The organism is Acinetobacter sp. Ac_5812, from assembly GCF_013072695.1.
In the GTDB taxonomy this organism is placed as follows: domain Bacteria; phylum Pseudomonadota; class Gammaproteobacteria; order Pseudomonadales; family Moraxellaceae; genus Acinetobacter.
The window spans coordinates 903,736-926,408 of the sequence record NZ_LXUK01000022.1; the positions used below are offsets into that span (position 1 = coordinate 903,736).

Annotated in this window: 18 protein-coding genes and 2 tRNA genes; 3 read left to right on the top strand and 17 right to left on the bottom strand. The window is 37.2% G+C overall.

Going from position 1 to position 22,673, the window contains the following annotated elements; translation table 11 throughout:
* The first annotated feature begins 101 nt into the window (after nucleotides 1-101).
* A complete protein-coding gene (locus tag A7P55_RS17705) occupies nucleotides 102-1,253 on the top strand; it encodes a catalase family protein (protein ID WP_171553117.1) in 1,152 nt (383 codons plus the stop codon).
* 185 nt (nucleotides 1,254-1,438) lie between these two features.
* Here the strand turns inward: A7P55_RS17705 and A7P55_RS17710 are convergent, their stop codons facing one another.
* From A7P55_RS17710 to A7P55_RS17730, 5 genes are all read right to left on the bottom strand, one after another.
* Complete coding sequence (locus tag A7P55_RS17710) at nucleotides 1,439-1,648, bottom strand: cold-shock protein (RefSeq protein WP_004807805.1); 210 nt, start codon at nucleotides 1,646-1,648, stop codon at nucleotides 1,439-1,441.
* A gap of 99 nt (nucleotides 1,649-1,747) precedes the next feature.
* On the bottom strand, nucleotides 1,748-1,981 hold the full coding sequence (locus tag A7P55_RS17715) for a hypothetical protein (RefSeq protein ID WP_004807806.1): 234 nt from the start codon (nucleotides 1,979-1,981) through the stop codon (nucleotides 1,748-1,750).
* A gap of 185 nt (nucleotides 1,982-2,166) precedes the next feature.
* Nucleotides 2,167-2,243 (bottom strand) — tRNA-Met (locus A7P55_RS17720).
* Nucleotides 2,244-2,527: 284 nt separating this feature from the next.
* On the bottom strand, nucleotides 2,528-2,926 hold the full coding sequence (locus tag A7P55_RS17725; RefSeq protein ID WP_171553294.1) for a hypothetical protein: 399 nt from the start codon (nucleotides 2,924-2,926) through the stop codon (nucleotides 2,528-2,530).
* Nucleotides 2,927-3,634: 708 nt separating this feature from the next.
* Nucleotides 3,635-3,711: transfer RNA gene (locus A7P55_RS17730), tRNA-Ile, on the bottom strand.
* A gap of 157 nt (nucleotides 3,712-3,868) precedes the next feature.
* Here A7P55_RS17730 and A7P55_RS17735 point away from each other — a divergent pair.
* Entirely contained in the window at nucleotides 3,869-5,266 is a 1,398-nt protein-coding gene (locus A7P55_RS17735) for an integrase family protein (RefSeq protein WP_171553118.1), read from the top strand.
* Between the two features lie 136 nt (nucleotides 5,267-5,402).
* Nucleotides 5,403-6,692: a Y-family DNA polymerase gene (locus A7P55_RS17740; protein WP_171553119.1), complete on the top strand. Its 1,290-nt coding sequence runs from the start codon at nucleotides 5,403-5,405 to the stop codon at nucleotides 6,690-6,692.
* Nucleotides 6,693-6,830: 138 nt separating this feature from the next.
* Here A7P55_RS17740 and A7P55_RS17745 read toward each other — a convergent pair whose 3' ends face one another.
* The 12 genes from A7P55_RS17745 to A7P55_RS17800 all read right to left on the bottom strand — a co-directional run bounded on the left by A7P55_RS17745 (nucleotide 6,831) and on the right by A7P55_RS17800 (nucleotide 22,653).
* On the bottom strand, nucleotides 6,831-7,361 hold the full coding sequence (locus A7P55_RS17745) for a hypothetical protein (RefSeq protein WP_171553120.1): 531 nt from the start codon (nucleotides 7,359-7,361) through the stop codon (nucleotides 6,831-6,833).
* On the bottom strand, nucleotides 7,348-7,749 hold the full coding sequence (locus tag A7P55_RS17750; RefSeq protein ID WP_171553121.1) for a hypothetical protein: 402 nt from the start codon (nucleotides 7,747-7,749) through the stop codon (nucleotides 7,348-7,350). The genes A7P55_RS17745 and A7P55_RS17750 overlap by 14 nt, the downstream gene beginning before the upstream one ends.
* Before the next feature lie 113 nt (nucleotides 7,750-7,862).
* Nucleotides 7,863-9,344, bottom strand: coding sequence for a hypothetical protein (locus A7P55_RS22680; protein ID WP_252727879.1), 1,482 nt, complete (start codon nucleotides 9,342-9,344; stop codon nucleotides 7,863-7,865).
* The gene (locus tag A7P55_RS17760; protein ID WP_171553122.1) at nucleotides 9,341-9,517 is read right to left on the bottom strand and encodes a hypothetical protein; all 177 of its coding nucleotides are present in this window, start codon (nucleotides 9,515-9,517) and stop codon (nucleotides 9,341-9,343) included. The genes A7P55_RS22680 and A7P55_RS17760 overlap by 4 nt, the downstream gene beginning before the upstream one ends.
* A gap of 31 nt (nucleotides 9,518-9,548) precedes the next feature.
* Nucleotides 9,549-10,247 carry a hypothetical protein gene (locus tag A7P55_RS17765; protein ID WP_171553123.1) on the bottom strand — a complete coding sequence of 233 codons (699 nt, stop codon included), beginning with the start codon at nucleotides 10,245-10,247 and terminating at the stop codon, nucleotides 9,549-9,551.
* A gap of 10 nt (nucleotides 10,248-10,257) precedes the next feature.
* Nucleotides 10,258-11,085 (bottom strand): hypothetical protein, encoded by an 828-nt coding sequence (locus A7P55_RS17770; protein WP_171553124.1) that lies wholly within the window; start codon nucleotides 11,083-11,085, stop codon nucleotides 10,258-10,260.
* A 67-nt stretch (nucleotides 11,086-11,152) separates the two neighbouring features.
* On the bottom strand, nucleotides 11,153-14,866 hold the full coding sequence (locus tag A7P55_RS17775) for a DEAD/DEAH box helicase family protein (protein WP_171553125.1): 3,714 nt from the start codon (nucleotides 14,864-14,866) through the stop codon (nucleotides 11,153-11,155).
* 83 nt (nucleotides 14,867-14,949) lie between these two features.
* Nucleotides 14,950-18,093: a hypothetical protein gene (locus A7P55_RS22685; RefSeq protein WP_252727880.1), complete on the bottom strand. Its 3,144-nt coding sequence runs from the start codon at nucleotides 18,091-18,093 to the stop codon at nucleotides 14,950-14,952.
* 58 nt (nucleotides 18,094-18,151) lie between these two features.
* Nucleotides 18,152-18,469 carry a hypothetical protein gene (locus tag A7P55_RS17785; protein ID WP_171553126.1) on the bottom strand — a complete coding sequence of 106 codons (318 nt, stop codon included), beginning with the start codon at nucleotides 18,467-18,469 and terminating at the stop codon, nucleotides 18,152-18,154.
* Nucleotides 18,470-18,482: 13 nt separating this feature from the next.
* On the bottom strand, nucleotides 18,483-20,417 hold the full coding sequence (locus A7P55_RS17790) for a hypothetical protein (protein ID WP_171553127.1): 1,935 nt from the start codon (nucleotides 20,415-20,417) through the stop codon (nucleotides 18,483-18,485).
* Between the two features lie 76 nt (nucleotides 20,418-20,493).
* Nucleotides 20,494-21,105 (bottom strand): hypothetical protein, encoded by a 612-nt coding sequence (locus A7P55_RS17795; RefSeq protein ID WP_171553128.1) that lies wholly within the window; start codon nucleotides 21,103-21,105, stop codon nucleotides 20,494-20,496.
* Nucleotides 21,106-22,653: a hypothetical protein gene (locus A7P55_RS17800; protein WP_171553129.1), complete on the bottom strand. Its 1,548-nt coding sequence runs from the start codon at nucleotides 22,651-22,653 to the stop codon at nucleotides 21,106-21,108.
* Nucleotides 22,654-22,673 lie beyond the last annotated feature (20 nt).

Genomic DNA, 22,673 nt, shown 5'->3' on the forward strand with positions numbered 1-22,673 from the left:
ACACAAGCATAAAAATCGACTAGATCAGCGTATTTCTTCTACTCACGATCTTTTAATTCATAGGCATGTTGCTAAACTGATGTATGTTACGGAGCAAATATATGTTAGATCTAAGAGCTTTGGTACGTTTTGGCTTCTTTTTCACAATCACTCCTCTACTGATCAGCATAAGTGGATGCGCTTATCAGCATCAAAAATCAAACATTGTGGCCAATGCACATAAAATCCCCTATCCAACCATTGATACGGAATTAGGTGAAAAGCTACAGCCGAACGAGAATATTTTGGCTGCACAAATTTCTGAGCAAATTGGACAAAGTATTCGTAAACAGTACGCAGCAGGACATGTGCTACGTGATGCACATCCTAAAGCACATGGCTGTGTTCGGGCAGAATTCCATGTCTCAAAATCGTTACCATCAAACCTAGCGAAAGGCATTTTTATTGCTGATAAAACCTATTCAGCATGGATTCGTTTCTCCAATGCTTCAGGAGATGCCACCCAAGCTGACAATAAAAAAGATGCGCGCGGCATGGCAATCAAAATTTTAGGTGTTACTGGAAAAAAGATTATGGAGAATGATAATCAAGCAATGACTCAAGATTTTATTATGATTAATCATCCTGTATTTTTTGTAGATCAACCTGATCGCTATTTATTCTTTATACAGAATATAAATAGTGGAAGTACGTTCAAAAAATTGCAGATCCCATTTGTGCTAGGTTTGCGGGGAACCATGAATGCGCTTAGAGCGAGAAATTCAAAAATTTCCAATCCAATACAAGCCCGATACTGGTCAATGGTGCCTTATCAATTAGGATTAGGCGCTGACCGTCAGGCAGTTAAATATTCAGCAAGGCCTTGTTCTCAAAACACAACACTTGTGCCAGATCAGCCCAATCATGACTTCTTAAGAGAAGTGCTTCGGAATAGCTTACAAAAAGGTGATGCATGTATGGTGTTTCTGATCCAACCAAGAACATCAAATAAAATGCTCGTTGAAGATTCGATGACAGAATGGAAAGAAGCTCAAGCCCCATTTTATCAAGTTGCAACGATCCATATACCTCAACAAACTTTTGATACGCCTGCTCAGAATGAATTTTGTGAGAATCTTTCATTTACGCCGTGGCATTCACTGCCTGAGCATAGACCCTTAGGTGCTATAAATAGATTGCGTAGAGTAATTTACGAGAATATTAGTACAATCCGACATGAAATGAATTCTACTCAAAGAAAAGAACCACTATAAACACTTTTGTAGATATTCAATTGAATGAGCCATTCTTGATCTTATATTAAGTTTGATAGCAACTCGACTTCGTCATAAGAATCGAGGAACAGATTAGAATTTATAATAGTATTTAATTAAGCTAGTGCATTAAACAAATATAAAAAAGCCCATCTATCGATGGGCTTTTACACTGCTCTAAGTGATTAGATTACAGTGATAAGTGTTGCTTGTGGTCCTTTTTTACCTTGTCCAGGAACATAAGAAACACGTTGACCTTCATTCAAAACCTTGAAGCCATTGCTTTGAATTTCGCTGAAATGAGCAAATAAATCTTCGCCAGAATCAGCTTGAATGAAACCAAAACCTTTAGTTTCGTTGAACCACTTAACAGTACCAGTAGCTTTATCAGACATACTTTTAAACCTTTTAAACTTTGTTTATTTATGGATCAAAACTTTAATTTTGATCCAATCTATCTTTACTAAAAAAGATACTACCATTGTGTGAATTATCTATGTCAAACGATAAAGCTGGTTAACATCAGTGTAGAAACTTTTTCCATCTAGATTAAAGTCAATCTCTTGACCAGACTCTAGAAGTACTCTCTTTCCAACTTCAACCCATTTAAAACCTAGCAACGTATTCTGTTGACGTTTAAGTGGGATAATTTGCACACAAATTTCATTGCCATTACTGGCTTTGGCCATACGCCATTCATTAATAATTTTTAACACAAAATCACTCATTTCTGAGCTCATGTGATTGATTCGATTTACTATAACGCTAGACAGATGAGAAGAAGATAACTGCATTTCTAGAATCTAATAATTTTTAGCTTTATTTAGGATTATGTAAGCTAATTCAATTGCTATTTGTTCTTTCCAGAATAGCAACTATAAATACATCACAGAGCAAAATTAATTAAGTCGGTTGGTAGCGGGAGCTGGATTTGAACCAACGACCTTCGGGTTATGAGCCCGACGAGCTACCAGACTGCTCCATCCCGCACCGACGAGTTAGCTTTATAGGCGCTTTAACTTAATTATGCAAGTTTAATATTGATTAATAGCGACAAGAGCTCAATTTACAGTCGATTTATCAATATTTTGGAGTTTAACGACACTTTTACTTAAATTTGAGTTGTATCAGTTTTTCACTAAAGTGAGATAAAAATAAGAAGAAAGTGAAAAAAGTAATATGTAGTATTGCCTCTTCAAAGTATAGCTACATAAATTCCCCTAATTTTATAGAGGTTTAGCCCTTTTCATTTAGAACAAATAAATTAGTACCAACTATTCAAAAATATTTACTTGAGTCTGTCCATCTATAGAAAATATACACTTCCCTTTGAATTCTTGTGCATTCCCCAACTCATTTTCGGCACAGAACTCTAGGTAAATATACACATCTCCACTTTTTTGATTTATATAGTAATTACCACGTAAATTATCATTAAAACTAACTGTCTTTTTCTTTGTTACATTCGAAACTACGAGTTTTTTGCACTTTTCAATCAGTTTTTCCTTATTTAAATTAATTTCGGACTTCCGAATATAAGCAGAGCTTTTACTCAAATCTCTCATATTTTTTCGATTATCATTCTCAATTATATAAGAATCAAACTCTGTAATAATATTAGAGTCTTTGCTCTTATGATCTTCAAAACTTTCACACCCCAATAAACTTAACATGATGGTGAAAGCTAAGACATTATTCACTTTAGTAATCTATATAATTAAAAAATATAATATAGCAAAAATAATGGAATATGACAAAACTGAAAATCCCCTATAGTCCAATAATTTATTTTACTTATTGATTTATTTTACATTCAAAGCTAAATTTAAAAATTCACTCAAAAATTCAAACACCTTAAATATTTGATATAAATAAATTTAATATATTTTTTCTTTCAACCATAAGTTGCTTTAAAACTTAATTAGCTTCAAACTTATTTTATGATATAAAAATTTAAATATTTCGAATAAGAATATGTTCAAATTTTTACTACGCCTTCTATTTTAATCTTTTAGAATAGATTTCATTTCAATTTTTATTATTCATCTTTTTTTGTAAAAACAATTCATATTAAATATGTCGGGAATATAAATAGTCATTTCCTTATCATCCTCTAATCATAGCTAACTTACTTAGGCTAAAAAGAGTATTTAGATCATCAAATTATTTAAAAAGTCTTGTTCTCTAATTTCGATGTACATTGAATTGATTTAGAAAAACTATAAATAATATTCAGCATCTTCCAAACCTAGATAGTTCTTGTTTTTCACGCTGACTTATTAATTTTACTGATTACATATCACTTACATAAATTTGGCCAATAAAAAAGCACTTACAATTAATGCATGTAAGTGCTTGATATATATATATATATATATATATGGTGGGCCCACCGTGACTTGAACACGGGACCAACGGATTATGAGTCCGCTGCTCTAACCAACTGAGCTATAGGCCCTATAAAGTTAAATGCAATTAATACAATGCTTTAACTTGATGCCAATTCTACATAATTCTTTTTTCGTTTGCAATAAGAAATTTTGTAGGCACTATGTAGGCAGTTAAAAATATTGTATGTTATTGCGAGTTATTGCAAACAGCCGTGATGATACACCATGACATCAGCATCTGAAAGAACAAAGCTAACAAAAACTTTTGTTGATTCGTTGCCATTATCCCCTGGTAAACAAGTTATCTATAGGGATTCAGAGCTTATTGGCTTTGCATTGCGTGTAACTAATACGAAAGTATATGTTGTAGAACGTCGTATTGGTAACGGCAAGTCTTCAGTACGTGTCACTATAGGAAAACATGGTGAAATAACCCCTACCCAAGCTCGTGATAAAGCCAGCCATTTGCTAGGATTGATGTCTCAAGGTATTAATCCAAACACGGAAAAGCAAGAAGCTAAAAAAGAAATGTTTGCCGATTATGCCAAAGCTGATCAGCAACCCACTCTATTAGATGCCTACACCGCCTACAAAACTGAACGTGATTTAAGCAAAAATACTTTGGATGACTACGATCAATGTATCAAAGATTATTTGGTGGAATGGCGAGATATTAAATTAATTGAAATATCGCGGAAGATGGTTCAAGAAAAACATGCAGAACTAACAAAACGATCTAAAGCGCGTGCAAACTTGGCGATGCGATTCTTTAGAGCTGTCTTTAATTTTTCAGTTGAACACTATCTTGATGTAAATGATAAAAATATTATTGATGTTTCTAATCCAGTAAACACACTCAAAGCTAAAAAATCTTGGAATAAAATTAAGAGAAGAAAGGGATACATCAGAAATAATCAAATGAAAGACTGGCTTGATGCAGTTGTTACTACTCAATGGGTCGGACAACAGTATAAAAACCATAATGCTTATACCAACCAAGACTTTCTTTTAACTGTATTGCTTACAGGTTTTCGTCGTGAAGAAGCCGAGACAATAGAATGGCCGCATGTAGATTTGAAATATGGATCAATTACCTCAGTTGATCCGAAAAATGGAGAACCACTCACCTTACCAATTGGTAAAACGTTGCACTATATTATGCAAAAGCGTTTCGAGCGTTCTGGAGGAGGTAGATATGTTTTTCAAGCTAGACAAGGTGTAGGCCATGTCACAAACAGAAGTAAAGCTAGACTTAAAATAGCGGAATTAACTGGTATTACATTTACCTATCATGATTTAAGAAGAACATTCTCAAGTGTAGCCAATAGCCTCAACGTTGGTTCCTATACGATTAAAAGATTAATCAATCACACAACCGACGATACAGACGTAACTGATGGCTATGTTCAAGTGTCTTTTGAAGACCTTCAAACCTCAATGAATATGATTGAAGATCTTCTACTTGATGATCAAATCATTTCAAATATAAAAAACAGACAGTTTAAAAAGATCACTCGTCATCTCGATTATTTAGAAAAATCAGTAGCAGAAAATCCTGTTGAAATTGATGATGCGTTGAAAGCTTTGTCAAAAGTTGAGCAACTTAAATCTCGATTGAAATGATTGATTTCCGACAAAATGCACACTAAGCAGCGACACCAAATGTCGCCCTATTGTTTATCCACAATATTTTGAATTTGAATTCACAGCAGCCAAGTTCTAACATTTATCTTGATTTTGTAACTTATTCAAGTTGACCATGAAAGATCGAATTTTTGCGCTAGTTGACGTAAACAACTGCTATGTCAGTTGTGAGCGTGTGTTCAATCCAAAGCTGAACAATAAGCCAGTGATTGTACTCAGCAATAACGACGGCTGTGCGGTAGCACGTTCGCAAGAATCCAAAGATCTTGGTATCAAGATGGGTGTGCCACTTTTTCAAATCAGAGACCTTGTAGAGCGCAATGATGTTGTTGTTATGTCGAGCAACTACGCTATGTATGAAGAAATGAGCAAACGTTTTTATAATATCCTTTCTGGATTTGTTGCCAACAATGAAATTGAGCGTTACTCAATTGATGAGGTGTTCTGCGATTTAACATCTTTTGAATATTATAGAGATCTTGAGCAATACGGACATGAAATGAAAAATGTCCTCTGGCAATGGTTGGGATTGCCTGTTTGCGTTGGAATTGGACGCAGCAAGACGGAAGCGAAAATCGCCAACCATATTGCTAAAAAAAACAAACAATTTAATGGAGTGTGTGATTTAGCAAGAATGGATTTATGTAATAAGGAAGATTATCTATCTAGGATTGATGTATCTGAAGTTTGGGGCGTGGGCCGACAACATACAAAGAAACTGCAAAGTATGGGCATCAACACAGTGTTTGACCTAGCTTGTAGTAATCCCATTCAAATGAAAAAGCTTTTTAGCATCGTGATGGCGCGTACTGTTAGCGAACTCCAAGGCATATCTTGTATTGAAATCGAAGATACCCCACCAAGTAAAAAACAAATTATATCTAGCCGGTCCTTCGGTCAGAAAGTAACAGAACTTCAAGATTTAAAAGAAGCCATTGCTATGCACGCTCAAGATGCTTGTAAAAGGCTTCGCTCTGATAAATCACTCTGCGGATGCATGATTGTATTTGCACAATCAAACCCATTTGATGCGAATGTTCCTTACTACAACAAGTCTGTTTCATTTGCGTTTCCTGAACCAACAGATTGCGTTACGGATTTTGTAAAAGCCGCCACGATAATGATTACTCATGTTTTTAAAGCTGGCATAAAGTTTAAAAAATGCGGTGTTATTTTCACTTGCATTGAGCCGAAATCATCACATACATATGATTTATTAACAGATATGCAAGATATTGATGAAAAAGAACGCTTGATGAAGGCTTATGAAGCAATCCAAGAAAAATTTGGAAAAAGGAAAATTGGAGTAGGTCCCTGCTTCATGCCAAATAGAGCTTGGTCGATGTCACGTGACAAACTCAGTAATAATCCGTTCACATGGGAAGGATTATTGAGGGTGAGTTAATGTTGAACACATTGCAAACATACCGATATGCTCACATTTGTTTTTATGGTGTGGGCTGTGCAACCATGTATTATTACAAAAATTAAAACGCTCAAAACCAACAAGGGAAAAGAGCGTTTACAAGAATGAATAATCACGTCAGGGACGCCTCAATGCATACTCAAATGTATCAGCATAACCAGCAACTAATTCTGCTTTGTCCGTACCGTTAATAATCCGTCGGGCATTCACATAATCTTTTTTAGATTGATTGATATAGTCACTTAGCTTTTTGCCCGTAAACATCCCTTTTTTCATACCAGCAATCATAATTTTTGCAGCTATTTCTGGTTGTAATGCAAGTTTTGGTGTTTTTACTAAATCAATCCCTAAGTAATCGCCCATTCTTTTATAGTTAGCCAACCATGTCAGTTGCACATAGCCATAGCCGATATAGGGATAATATTGCTTAGACTTTAGATACTTTTCGGAACCATACTCAATCACTGGCTGCATCGTTTTAGCCGTTTCATGCCATACAGTAGCGAGCATGTAACCTGCTTGTGCGTGACTAATGTTTTTATCTGCATGAATAGCAGTTACAATAGAATTGATACCATCGACTTGACTCTGGCTAAGTTTGCCAAAATTTTCACGAAGTACTTTAAATCCTTCTTCAGTCATTAACATTGTCTTTCCCCTGAATAGAATTGCGGACCTCATTTACTACTTCGACAATATCGGAACCTTCTTTCTTCTCAATATAGTTAAAGGTCCATCTTACGATTGCCCAAAAGGGCAAACCGCAACAGAAAATGATGCCGCCAAGAGCACACATCCCAAACCAATTTAAGGCCCATTCATGCATACCGAATTTTTGGATAACAAAAGATCCACCTGCAATGCTACCCATAAGTGTTGTCACTAAAGAAACAACCCATTCTTTACGAGTCCTAGGCATTCTCGTCATAACAACAATTAAATATGCTAAAGATGCCGCAATAGACAAAATTGTTAGAAGCCCATACAACTTTAATAAAGCAGCTGCTCCCACCCCACTACTAACTGGCTCAGCCATGTCATGTCACCAATGTTTTATTTATAGTTATTTTGATTTATCAGTAAAACTTACCTTTATGTTTGTTCCAATAAAAAACCACCCGAAGGTGGCTGTAATGATCAGAATATTAATTACTGTTCTGTAAAGTCTTGAGCTGATAAACAAAAAGTTAAACTTCCATCATCATGCTCAAGAAACGTTGGATTATTCGTTGGTGCGGTAAATTCAGTTTCAGATAAGGGGATGAATTTGAAACGATGGGGATTGCTATCTTTGTTTTGGATGTTCATAAAACCATCATCGCCAGTTTCTAAGATATCTCCAAAATTACTTCGGAGGAAGTAAGGGACATTATCGCCATTGGTGTGGTGAAGTACGCCATCTAACTCAACATCCCACTGACCAGTAAACCAACCAAATCTGATCAAAGATTCAGCACCTTCACAACTAATCTGGCTCCCTTTGGGTGACAAACACACAATAGCTTTGGGTGTATCTCCTTCAACAAAGGCTAATGTGGGATTGGTATTCTGTGAACCATCCCAATATTCTTCAACAACACCATTTTGATAACCGACAAGCTCAACTCTCATGTCTTCACTGGCGACGTTCGCAACTTCAATATAGTAACCCCAGTGATATCCACTCTCTTCGTTAGGTTTCTCCCTTCTCTTATAACTAATTGTGATCGTGTCAGGTGGTAAATTAAACGAACCCGTGTCTTCATTGATTGGGTAATTAACACCATTCAAGACAATAGATGTGATCAGAGTAGATGCAGAACCATCAGGATCATTTGGAAGTTCAAATGTGTTTGTTGCTCCATCACAACTAATCAGATTTGAGATTGCAATCTCGACAGATTTAGGTTGACCGAAATAAGCTAAAACATCACCAAACGGCGAATCTTCAACATACCAAGCTGGCGACCCAACACTCTTACCACCGACAAATTTTGATAAATTTTCAATTGTTTGCAATGGCGTTTCTTCATCAAATGACAATACAAACGTGCAAGTTAAAGTACCGTTTTGCATGTTACCCGCTTCAATATTTGAAGATAGAAGCCAGCCATTAACGATAATGTCAGTCGTAACACGGCCTGTTTTCGTTATATTGAAATTTTTTGCTGAATTGTTTTGATCAACAAAGACAAAACGTATAGCCCATAATGCACCTAATCCCCACGCTTTGTTTGGATCAAGCTGATGTACAGTGCCTACGCTATTACCTAAAACATCAACCAAACCGTTCGATGCTGATGTAATTTTCCCTGAGGCCGCGGCTGGGTAATCAATTGACAATTGTAACAAATCACCATTTTCACCACCACCATCATCTGTGAAGCTACCGATTCGGAAAACTTGCACACTCGGCACGCCAGTGTCTAAACAGTCCTGTACTGCGTTGTAATACGGGTTTTGAGGCTCATGTCCAAGCTGCCCACGAATGTTAGCTTGATGAATCACCATAGGCTTATCAAAGCGACCTCGCATGAATTGACCTACAATTATGGCAGTTGTAAGTCGATCATTACTTTGATTTTCTGTTTTATCAATTATGCCTTGGCTTTGAATGCCAATCGCCTCTCCTAAAATCCTTGTCGTTTTCATCTTCTGCCACCTAAATTATTTAAACCTTTAATTACTTCATTGCCTAACTTGAGTAGAGTGTTAAATTGCTGTGCCTCTTGGTCCATTTCTTTCTTACGTTCTTCCCAAGCATCTGAAGCGTAATAATCAGCTTCAAAACTAATCGGCATTTTTAAAGTTTCGTATAAAGACATCTTGCAATGGTTAGATAGGTTTTGAGCTGTACTAAGCAAATGACTCGTCCAACTCTTTGATGATTCCGATAAAACAGGTAGAGGGCCGAAATCGTAATGGCGCGTCATCTGCACCTCTTCGCACTACGAAACCTTCGTTGTTGACACTTAATTCGATATGGGTAAAAAGTTGGCTATTAAGTTTTTGGTAATCCAAATAAATTAGATTAAATTCACTTTGTGGAAGTGCTTTTAAGAAGTTTAAGCGTTTTGCAAATTGCTGTTTGAAAAGAAGGTCCGTCGTAGATCTATCTGGGAAATGGCCTAACTGCTCATGGTTTTCATACTTAATTTGAAAAGCCAATAGACAGGCAATCCATTCAGCAGCATTTACACAATGTGCTTCTAAATACTCTGTCTCTGCGCCAGTTAATTGACGAACTGTTACACCTTGTTCTGAAATATCATTTTTCCAACTCAAACAACTTTTGAAGCATTTTGAAAAATCTATATTTACTGAAATTAAAGTATTGGTTTGCTTTTCTGCATATTTAAGCATTAAGAAATAACGCTCTTGTGCCGTCATATTCAACGGTTGATTCATATTGCCAATCGAATAACCAAGGAAGGCTGAAATACGCTTTTCATTCAGTTGTTTACCTATAGCTGAGACTTTAAGAGCATCATTAAATGTAACTTCACTCAGTTGATACGCATTTTCACCAATTGGCATAGGGTCAAAAACTAACATAGTGATCCTTTTACTTAACTGTATAAAGATTACGGACATCTTGGGCATCCCAAGCTGTACGGCTAATAAGACTTAAGCTCACGGTCAAACTTAACCGATTTCCGTCTTTATCAATTGGCGCAACAATAGGTGCTGAAACACTTTGAAGCAGAAATGGTAGATAAGTTTTCCCATGAGTTGTAAGCGATATGAAAGGTGGGATTTTTCCTGAGAAAAGCCCTTCAATCCCTTGGTTAGCTAAATCAGTTAAAACAGTGCCTTGTGATAAATGCGCTGGTAAGGACCATGATTGAAGATGCATTAATTTATTTTCAACTTCTTTGCGGGCATCTTTCATAGCAATAAAAAATATGCTCAGATTTAAATGAACCGAAGCTGTAGATAAAAATACCTGTGTCGTATTCACTTTATTTAAATTGGTTTTTCCTTCAACCTGCTTTGCAAATTCAGCAATTGGCTGCATTGCAGAACTAATGCCTTTTGACATTTCCCCCAATACAGCTCCGCTCATAGTGCCAATTGAAGCAACCGTCTGTCCTGTTTGAAGCCCTGCCATTAACATAGGCATCTTTAATTCTGGATTAGAATTCTCAAATGGTGTTTGCCACTGGCTTTCAAAGCTAATATCACCATCAGTTAAAAATGCTCGTATTGTTGGTTGTTCTGCATCCATAGCAACCACTGGTTCACTAGTATTTTCATCACGGGTAATAGTGCAAAGATTAAATTCAGCAAATTTATGTTTAGACACGTAACCGTAAAAAGGATCTGCACTCAAATCCTCTACTGGTGTAGTTTTGGCTGCGTTTGCAGCTTGTGCTCGTGATAAATCAGCCATAAAAAAGCCCTATCTAGATAAGGCTATTTTTCACTAAGTTCTTTCTTAAAATTTATGCAAGTTCCATTCAAACTGTTTCTATAGAGCTCTCATATTCTTTGATCTTTTGAATAATCTCTGCTGACTTGTTATAAGACAAAACGACTTCACCGTATTGATTGACTTCTGCGAACCAATAACTTGTCAGTATTTTTTTAATGTAGTCTACATTTAAGCCATCACCATTGAAAACATAATTGCTTCGTTCAGTTCGCATATACAAATTATAGTGCTCGAGCTGCTCATCAATGCGTAATTTTCGCGGTCTAACTTGTGCATCACGGATCAGATCAAAAAGTTGCTCGGGACTTTCAGCATGAGAAAAGTTGAAGTGCTTAGGATAAGCAGGTGCATCTTCTGGGGAACTATGACGTTCAATCATTACAATTCGAGTATTAACCCCAGTACCAGCGTTTCTAAAGGTACTTGGTGGCAAAGAAGCCTCTGCAAACAAATATGCTTCTTTCTCATTACCTAACCATGTGGAAAATTTATCATCCATTGCACCGCGCGGAATGATGGCAACAATACGACCACCATCATAAAGATGCTGAAATGCTTTTTGTACATGCTGGATAGCAAGTGCGCCGGCATTCCCGAAAGGTGGATTCATGATAATGGCATGATATTTATTGTTTGTACCATGGACTTCGAAACCGCCAACAATAACATTTGCCCCAGTATTTGCCATTTTTGCTCGACTCGCCAAGGATTCAGTAGGTTCAATCATTGTTAAGTTGACATCATTTGGCGCAAATCGACCTATTGCCCCATCACCAGCACTTGGTTCAAGTACATCATCGCCCTTGTGAACACCAGCCCATTCAAGCATTTTATAGCCCAGTGGTTCAGGTGTTGCATACCACTCCTTGCCTTCGCGGTTTTGGCGGCTTTCAGTGCGTTTGCCTTTCGCATGGTAATATGTCATTGCCTTATCAAAAGGTGATAATCGAGCAATACGAGCATTTTCTTCATCATAAGCCTTGCCACCAATACCATCCATTAATGATGGTTCCTGATAGTCTGCTTCCTCATAGGCTTGGATTAATGCTTGTTTGATACTGACTAATGCATCTTCACCCTTCGCCAGGTTATCAACTGTTTCCGCACGGCCCGCAATAGTTTCAGCGAATGCCATCCGCTCCCAATTGGTACCCGTTGTGAAATAACGTTGAATTGCATTGGATGCTTGCCCAACTCGATAAATACGCCCTTCCGTTTGACGAAGCTTCGCTGGTTTAATTGGTTGCCCGATATTGATATTTACTCGTTGATGCGTACCAGTAGTATCGTGTAATGAAATACCTGTTGAACCTGCATCCGATTGCACAATTAACATGTCATAACCACTGTTATCCTGGTTAAACATATCTACATTCTTTTGACGATCTTTTTTTGATATACGCCCATTGAATAGTAACGCATTGGGGAATGCACGTCGTAAAGTAACCAACGGGGAATTATAATTACAGTTCAACCGAATTAGATCAGGCCGTTCTTGTACTAACATTTGATATTGAGCAGCTGCCGCAGCATTGTACTCACCATCTTTTTTTGATCTAAATTGATCATCTGAAAAAGCAAATGGTTTGAAACCACCGCCATCATTATAATCATGGAAAATAATTACTTTTCGACCTAACGCAAGGTTCTTTTTAAAGTATGGTAAGCCTTCTTCTGCTTTGATCGCTTCAAGTAAACGGCGTCGTGAAAGATAATCAAACCGATTATTAACCAAGCTGCTGAGATCGGAATATTTGCTATTCCCTTTATCATCTTTGGTATCCCATAGATAATCTAAACCTTCATCAATTTTCTGACCAACATTCGACTTGATCAAAACAAATTTTCGATCATAGTCAAATTTGAGCTGCAGCTCACGCCCAGCCATAGCACCAGAAGATTTTAGACTTTCAGCAAATTGTCGCTCGAATACGCCCTCATCAACTCCACCAACAGGACGGGTAAGCTTGTTATAACGCATTCTATATCCAAAGTTAGCCATATAGAATTTTTCGCGTGAACCGCCCGAGTTATAGCCTCCATAGGAATCATTATTGAACTGTGATTGTGGTGGTTTAAAGTTAAAAAGATAGCCTTCTGCCCAATCTATCGTTTTAATGTATGCAAATGGAGTTGCTGATAAAAAGACAACTTTGGCACGCTTTCCTGTTTGGTTGGTCCAATTGTTTTCCCATTCCACTTTACAATCATGTATGAAAGCATTCCAATTTCTAACCATTTCGTCAGTACGCTGTTCTTTTGGAAGCTCATAAGGATCTTGTTCTGCAAAACGCATTTTGGCCCAAGTATGAAAACCAGCATGATGTCCAGACAATGCACGCAAATTATCTAAAGCTGAAGTAGTTTCGCCATCTGCACTCTGCATCAAAGTATGAGCCTCATCAACTATAATGAGATCCCAATCTTTTTTCCCTAATGACTTATTTTGCCCAAAATTTGCATAGGTCGTGACTACAACACTTGAATCACCGCCATTATCTTGGGTACTTGCTAATTGGTGTATTTTGATATTAAGAGGACCGCCCGATTTAATAAAATCACGCGCAATTTTATCGCTTAAGGTAATAACTAGAATATTCTTCAATCCAGCATTCAAATAGCGTTTAACTACTCCAAGACCCGTAAATGTTTTACCAGTACCCGTGCCATTCGTAAATAACATACCATTGGCATTATCTTGGATTAAACGCTTTTCTGCTTTGACAATATCATCACATTGTTCTGGAAGTAGATAAGGTAAAGCCTCACCAATGTTTTGTGGATCACCCCACTCAGTTGGCGTTCCTTCAGCAGCAGCTTGTAATTGTGCCTTGGAATCTAATTCAACTCTAATTGCCTTAGCAGAATGAACAATTGATCTATCTCGTTTAGTTCTAGCAGATGATCCTTTGATAATATCTGTACTGCTTCCGCGGCCGTCATCCCCTGTAGAACTGGTTGAGCCTCTCCCGATTCCAGATTCATTTCCTCTATTTCCTGCGCTAAGTAGACTTGCATCATTAATTTCTGATAGCCCAATATCACTGTTTCGGAGTACCCCTCGTTCAATAGTACTTGAGCCTGTTTCTCCAATTTCTGCTCCATTTCCACTTGATTGAGTCTTAGAAATTGTTGATCTTCCGGATCCGCGACGTAATTCACTAAGTTGTGCCAAATCTGAAACGGTATCTGTAACATTAGACAAAACCTCTTTAACTAATATTTGTGGGTTGGTTAATAATGAGTTGGGTAATTCAGGTAAGTGTCTTGCACGTACTACAACATGCCCGTCAAAAATAAATGCATAAGGATCATGTTCTTTAGCTGTTTTAATTGGTACGTTTTTAAGAGCGATTACAAGTAATGGTTTGCCCTTTTTGGTTACATATTCAATTAATTCTTCTTCACAAAGATAATAAACTTGTGCCTTTTTAATTTTTTCAAGCAAAGATGTTGGATTATCTTTAACAATAAATTCGCGCAAATTTGAGTCAAGTTTTTGAATCGAATCATTTAGTAGAAATTCAGCAACTTGTTCTAGTAGTTCATTTTCTGGATCAAGTTCGGCATACGAGATAATTTTTCTAATTTCGAAACGATCAATCTTAATATCACCAGATAAAACTTTTTTGAAAAATAGTGTGATCTCATTTATGTTTTTTAAGGCATCGATTAGTTTATCGAGAGAGCTAAGAACATTGTCTGGTTTTAGAGAAAAGTTATTTTCAAAGATGGACATACAACCCTCAACATGGGATTTTTAATACAGCCATGTTAAGGGATGAAATGTATATGATTTTTAAAGGGTTCCATTCATTTAGGTCAATAGAGAATATCTAAATGAGGAAAAGAAATACTATCAAAATCTTTAATTAAACTTTTATCTAACTCATCAACAATAAGTGCTGCCAATGCTACAGGGTCCACTATTGAGCCCGCTTTTTTTATAGCTTTTTGAATGATAGAAGATTTCACATCTTTGTCATCGAAAATGATAGCTGGAATGAATTCTTCTCTTCTTTTGTTTGCCAAGGCTAGACGCTCGGTACCAGCAATTAAAAAGTATTTCCCATGTTTTTCAATCACTACAATTGGGTCCTCTTTACTAATTTTGCTTTCATGAATTTTTGGGGCATTTTCCGTATTAATTTTATCTGCGGGGATATGTTCATAATTACCATCCATTGCCCAAGAATCGAACTCAGACCATGTATGTTGTATCTTCTTAAGTAGATCAACTATTGAAATCTTTTTTATACCGCCAAATCCCTGCCAGCCCTCTGAATAATTGGACATATAGATTTCTTTGGCTTCTTTTTCGGTTTCTGCCCCTATAATCACTTTCTGCTCATCAAAAGAGCCATCTAAGTTTAATTGACTAATGATATAAGCGAACTCTGGTGCATCGTTTAGATGATTCTTAACAAATACATCAATCTCATCACCATCTGCACCAGTTGTATTTTCAATGTATCCGTAATGATGGTTAAGTCTGATCTCCCAATTATTACCTTGTGGGTCAATCCCAGAACGAATCGAACCTGCTGGATTTTCAATTGCAATTTTTAAATTTCCAATTGAAAAGTGGCCTTTTTGATATTCACCAGAAAGCTTTTGTGCATCAGAGGGAGAATCCAAACCATTCAAGGGCGAAGTAGCAGCCTCATGTGCTTTTTGGTCGAAAGATGTAAATTTAGTTTTAAGATTTGAGTCATTTTCTACGGCATTGTCATATGCACTTATAAATTTAGGATCAATTTGCTCATCATCAATAACATTTACGCCCTGATTCTTATTGAGTAGCTTGCAAATAATATTTGCATCTCGTAGATGAACTACTTCACATAACAGAACACCATCAGCACGTACAACCTGATACAAGGCTTGTCCTATATCATCCTCTAGACTTGGTGATTTAGGTGATTTAGGTGATTTAGGTGATTTAGGTGATTTAGGTGATTTAGGTGATTTAGGTGAAACTGTAAAGGATAACGTGCCTTCCGCAATCCCATCAAACCCAGTGGCATGATCAAACATGCTCAAATTTGCATTATCTCCATAATTATCGCCTATCACTGTCACGGCATAATTAATAGCATCTTTAATGCTTACAGGTTCAGGTTCCCCAAACAGCCCCATATTTTGATCATCAATCGCCTGTTTTTCAGCAAATTCAGCCATAGCTTTAAATAACAAACTCATTTTTTTAGCACTTCGACTATTTTTAGCTAAAAAGACTGCTAGTTCTGCGACTCCCTCACCTAAATCATTGAACAAACCCTGTTGTTTTACATATTCAACAATATCTTGGTCATTGTGCTTTGCTGCCATGATTGTATTTGCTGCATCAATAATCGCATTTGCTACACGCTTATCTAGTGATTGCTCTAAACCATCCACAATTGCATTAGAGACTTCTTGTATATTTCCACGGCTTGCCGCTTGAGCTTCAATAAATTTTGGTGCTGCAACACTCAATGCATTAAGCATATTTTGAAGGTCTGGCTTAGATTGATCAGCCATCATTTCAAGTAATCGATCATCATTATATGCTTTGCTGAAAATCGCAGCTTTTATCCGCGTTACTAATGCCTGTGTTGGCTTTCCATCAGTGGCAATATATTGAGCAGCTTCTGTTTCACCAATAGATTTTAAAAATCCTTGAACAAACTTTTGATTGCTAACTGTTAAGAGATCACCATCTTCACCTGGTATAAAAAGTGATAATAGATTTATATCTAATCTTTTAGCATCAGATTTTGCTCGTTCGGTTGCACTAAATGATAATTTGTCATCTTGATTGGCCTCTACCGTGAATTTCGAACGATCTACTTCAGACGTTCTTATACGAACCAAAATAGGCTGCTTAAAGCTCTCCAATTGCTCGGTAGTAAATCCAAAGTAATCAGCCTCATCTTTCAACCACTGCTTATATTCATCGGCATTTCCTCGCTCATAAGCAAGCTGTATTGCCATGGTGCGGCCATTGCCTGACTCAACAACCAGATCATCCCCAATAATTGGTGCGCCAGTGTCTGCACGCCCTGAACGCCCCAAGCTTTCAGGATCAAGTGTGTTTGAGGTTTTTTGTACCCAAGCCTGTGATGACTCACGGCTTCGGTCACGTGGTTGAAGCTCTTGCGGGTAATTCGGATTTTCACTGCCAGTTGCAGTATGTGAGGCAATAACCTTATCAACTTCCAATACTGCAAATACTGTTGATACCTTAGTGCCTTTAGCTGTTTTGACGTTGTTTGTTCTGCCTTTAAAAATTGAAGATGTAGCTTTTGGACTATCTCCCCATATTAATTTTTCAGCATCATCCTCTGCCAGTACATTACCGTCTTTGTCTAAAACTTGTACTATTATATTGATTTCATCATCTTCATGTGATTCAATAGAATCAAAGCCAGCTTTAGAGTCTGTGGTGCCTTGAGCATGAGAGATAGACCGTAAGTTGGCTTTTTCTTTTGCGGCTCCTAAAAAATACAATAAATTACCATCAGCATCTAAAGCGACTTTCAACGTTATGTTTAATGTGAAATCTTTTAGATTTATACCCTTTGTAAAATGATAATAACCAACGGCGCTATCTTCACGTTCCTTGTTTAAAGGTACTAAATCACCAACATCACCCGTCATTAAAACGTCAGGAATATATGGAATAGCAAGATATTTCACATCCCGCATACGGTCATGGACTTTCCCTCTGGACCTTGAATTGATTCGAACCAAGCCTATTTTGGTATTAACGACTTTCCCATTTAGATGATCATTAAAGTATGCTTTAGATGCAGTTATAAGTTTTCCATCATATTGATCTAAATTTGATAGATATTCGTGGTACGTTTTACTTGCCTTTTCACCATTCCACTCAGTAATAACTTGTTTGCCCAGTTTTGTAATCATTGCATCAATTGCGGTTATTGCATCAGAATCGTTAGAAATATTATCGATCTTGTTCATTGATAAAACTCAAAAAAAATAGCCCATTTAAGGACTATTTTGAAAGCTTACTGCATGTCTAGGCTTGCTCAGTTCCAACCAACTCATTTACTTGTGATATCAAGACATTTACTGCCTCAAGTAACAGTGGATCATCTAAGTTTTTCTCGGCTTCACTACGAACATTTTGTAGTAGCTCAACAGAAACTTTGACATCACCGTCAATGATAGACTGAAATAGCCTATTCACAGCCTCATTAGATTTTCCACCAAGCAACTCAATCAGTTCACGTAATCGCTTGGTGCTTTGAAGTTTATCCATTCCCTTTTTTTCAGGAATTGACTCAATCAGGCCACGTAACTCTTTTGTGAGCTTCAATTTTTCTAATGCATTCATTTTAAGTAATTCCTTAGTTTACAGTTGCTGCTTGATTAACTTGATATACAGAGTAGGCACTTACAGCTTGCTCAAATAAATCATTAATCTCTGGAGCTAACCGGTTCCCGATTTCTTCCAGATGGGCCTCAACTTCCGATGCATTAGAAAAGTCCACTTCACCTTTAATGATTTTACTCAAATAGTCGGCATCATCATTATTTGCACCATTTTCTGGCTCGATTTCTTTTTCTTTTAACAATGCTGGTAATGCTCCAAAGGCTGGGTACTTTGCAATCATTTCATCCAGAGTCTTAAAGAACCGTGGTGCCCCAAAACCATTACTCCAAGCTCGAGATGAGGCGTTATTTGCTGAAACCTGCCATTCGCCATAAGAATTAATGTGAGCTGTCCAATCATCTAATTTTTTATCATTTTTATATGCTTTGAAATAGCCATCACCTAAATCTTCAATTGGAGGAAAAGATTTGGCCTTTACAGCACCATCTTTAGGTCCATCTTTCCAACGTGAAATGGTTGTCTCTACAGTTTGAATCATTCGCTCCATTGATTCTTTTAGGCCATTTGCAGTTGCCACTTTCCCGAATGGACGTTCAATTAAGGCTTTGGCATCTGTTAATGCCTCAAGCATACCTTCAGGATAGTTTTGATTGAAAAATTCTTCCATGGTACCTCCTGTTAACCAACGATGGCGAGTACTCAATGCATCATAGACACCTTTAGCTTCAGTTTTTGTAACTGCTTTGGTGTTTAAGTCCTGTGTAGATGGATCTTTGTTCACTGTTCCTTCATCAGGGATAGGTTGCTGATCATTAGCCTTCAGCAATCCAATTTGCTCCAATAAGTTGGCAATTTCAGTTGCTAAAGCAGATTTTTGATTTTGTTTTTCTACAATTCGTTGATCAGTCTCAGCCAAAGTCTTTGCATTTTCAGCCTTTTTAGCCTGAGTACGTTTAAAACGAGCACTGTTTTGGTTGATTAATTTAACAATACGACCAGCTAAGACGGGTAAAGCAATACCTTCGCCTTGATTAGGTTGAATAACACCAGTGACATCTCGATTATTCATCATGATTTTCCAAGATAACAAAGTATCTTGTGCTGAAATACGTTTTGCATCGCGATCAGGGTTATGAAATAAAATCGTGATAGTCTGACCATCTTCGAAATCATATGAGACTGCGACATTAAGCACTTTTTTGTGACGAAAGGGTTTTTCACTTTGATCGACATTAAGTACTTTTACGCCACCTTTTGATGCTGTTTGCATTGCCTTATGCAACATGTTCATCAATTTATCTAGATACTGATACTCAACGATAATAGAATCAAAATCTGCATACTCTGCCCCGATTGACTCAAGCAAATTAGATAAGCCATCAAATGCAGATAAAAGTCGATCATGATCATCATGCAATTGCATATCTAATAATAGATGAGAAGTACGGCCTTCATGCGTTATGAGCTCAATGCCATCCCATCCTGGTACTAATGCACAAGGAATATCCTGTAAGTTGGTAAGTTGAGATCGTTGAATTAATTGGTTGTTTTTATGGAAATGTGATGTTGATAAATGGCGAACTAAACCTTGTGCATTAGTCTCTATTACATCTTCTTCAATCGCATCAAACATGCGACCATACTGCATCATCGCCAATGCGCTGGCATGATCATCACTGACAGCCCCTAAAACCGCAATTGAATCGAAAGCTGGAATTAAACTAATTGGCCCATTTAAATTGAATTTCTTATAGGTGCCCTTGAGATTTACAATTCGCCAATTATCATCTTCAGTGGCGCAATCTGTAACAATTGCATTCAGTTGACGATACTGCCCTTTAATGAGGCCAATTGAACAAGAGCCGCTATTGACCGCCGAATCAAACCCATCAATTTTACGACTAGTATGTGGAGCATAAAGCTGTTCGAAAATGTCGATATTACGCATTGAAAAATGCCTCAATATTTTTGTGATTAAGGCAATTTTTGCATTATAAAATTTGTTAAAAACTCAAGTGTTCCAATCATTTCAACATTGGGAACATCTTAATAAAATTTAAGGTTACGATACCTATTCCATTTTTGTTTGTGGCATCCAAAGGAATGCTTCCTGTTTGCAAAGCGACTAAATGCTGGACTTCAAATACTCGTGTTGAGTAACTATGCCTATCATAAATATAAATTGTCATCTTCATAAGATAATCTATAGGTAAAGCTTGCGTCCCCCCCATTTCACCATTTGGGAACATAATCTCTTTTATCGCAAGCGCACTATTCAAAATTGAAGCATTTTTAGTTTCAATAAAAGGTATCGATATTTCCCCTGATCCATTACCCGTGATGTGATTTATTTGAAAAGCACCAACAATAACACTATCAGTTTGAACATCCAGTAATGACAAATCAACACTTTGGCATAGCCATGGAAGCTTATTTGTCACATTAAACAATGGAATATCACTATTTGCTATTTTCCCATCGAAATCATAAGGTTCAAGCTCAATGCCAAAATGAATGCATGAAATACTTCCAAGTGCATAAATTTGACTATAATGCTTTTTCGCATCAGTTATTGGCATTCCAGACCACATACCTAAAGGAACATCTCCTTTTGCAATATCTAAATTTAATGCCATTTAATCCTCTCCCCCAATTTCAGGTCGTGACTTTGCTATATCAGCTGCTACACGACATGCATCATCATAATTAAAACCCGCATCTTTCTCTAAAATGTATTGCATTGTAGCCTCACTTAAATCTGACTCCTTAAGTGAATTGATTACCTGAATTTTGAGTAAAGAAGTGTTCATTTGCATTTGCTTGTTAGTGTTTTCTTCTGTTACTGCTGCTGATTGAGTACTTGAAAACTCTATGCGCCACGGGAAGTCCAACTCACCTGCTTCAAACTGTTCGTTATAACAATATCCCCAATCAATATGCATGACATCGTTAGTCAATTGGACTGCTGATTGTCGAATATACATTGATCGACGCATAATCTGACTAGATGTATGAAATGCAGCTCCATCACCAATACCACCAGACAACATATCAGCCCAACCGACCATAGATGGATCAAGACCTATACCGCCCATTAGGAGGCGCACATTGATCATAAATGTTTCAATGTTTACTGGTGCTGTACGCTGGCCCTTGATATCACCAACAGGATTTAAAATCTGTTTCTCATCCCAAGTAGGCAATACATGGTATTTTGTATTCCAAATGCTTTCCCCCCCCTCCAAAGCACCTTTAACAAACTTCTCATGATCTTTTAGCATTCCCTCTAGACCACGGATATATGCTTCACGCTGCGCTGGTGGCATTCCAGCCATGTTAAGCGTTAAGAACATTTGATTTACAGCATCAGCAACTTGCTGGCTATTCATGGTTGTTAAGGCAAGGATTACATCATCATAAGTTTTTTCGATTGCATATAAGAATGAACCACCTACTTGAGCAGGTAATATTGGTAATTCTGCTGGATCATCTCCTTCAAGCATCTGTGAAATTAAGCCAGCTTCAACAGGATCATATTGTGGAATGTTCAAGATTCTTGGTAACTTCATGCGAACCATTTGTCTCGCATTCAGTTTAGTGATTACTTTCGACCAATTCTTTGGATTCAGCGCAAAATATGCAACTGTTTTACTGCCTTGCTCATATGCTTGTATATTCGGGGCGTAGGTATATTCATTACTTAAAAGATCAGTAACCCCTTTGCCTTTCTTACCGTAAACACGCGCGTATGAGTCACCAAAAGATATACCTTCTGAGCAAAGCTTAGTAATGTACTTATTGATGATGGTCTCAATTGGCTTAATTCGAGCCTCAAGTTTTTTTAATTGCTCTTTTTCAGTGACGCCTACTTCACCGCGTAATCGTTCAGTCGGTGTGATAAATATTTGCTGGCCGCTATGTGTGTCTCCACCTAATGCAGCCATTACATGAATACCTATACCCTCTGCAATAGGCGCAAACTTTAACATTTGCTCCCACTTAGTAAGGATTTCTTTTCTAGTCCGTTTTCTATTTTCTTTTGTTGTACTTGTACCAAGTGAGAATGGAGCTACAGCATCATACATATGTGCCATAGCTTCTTGGTTTGCATCAATGACTTGTTGTGGGACAGTGCTATTCGCACTTGGTCCCAGCAAGAGTGATAGGATGTCAGAAGCAGCCATAATTACGCCAAACCATAAGA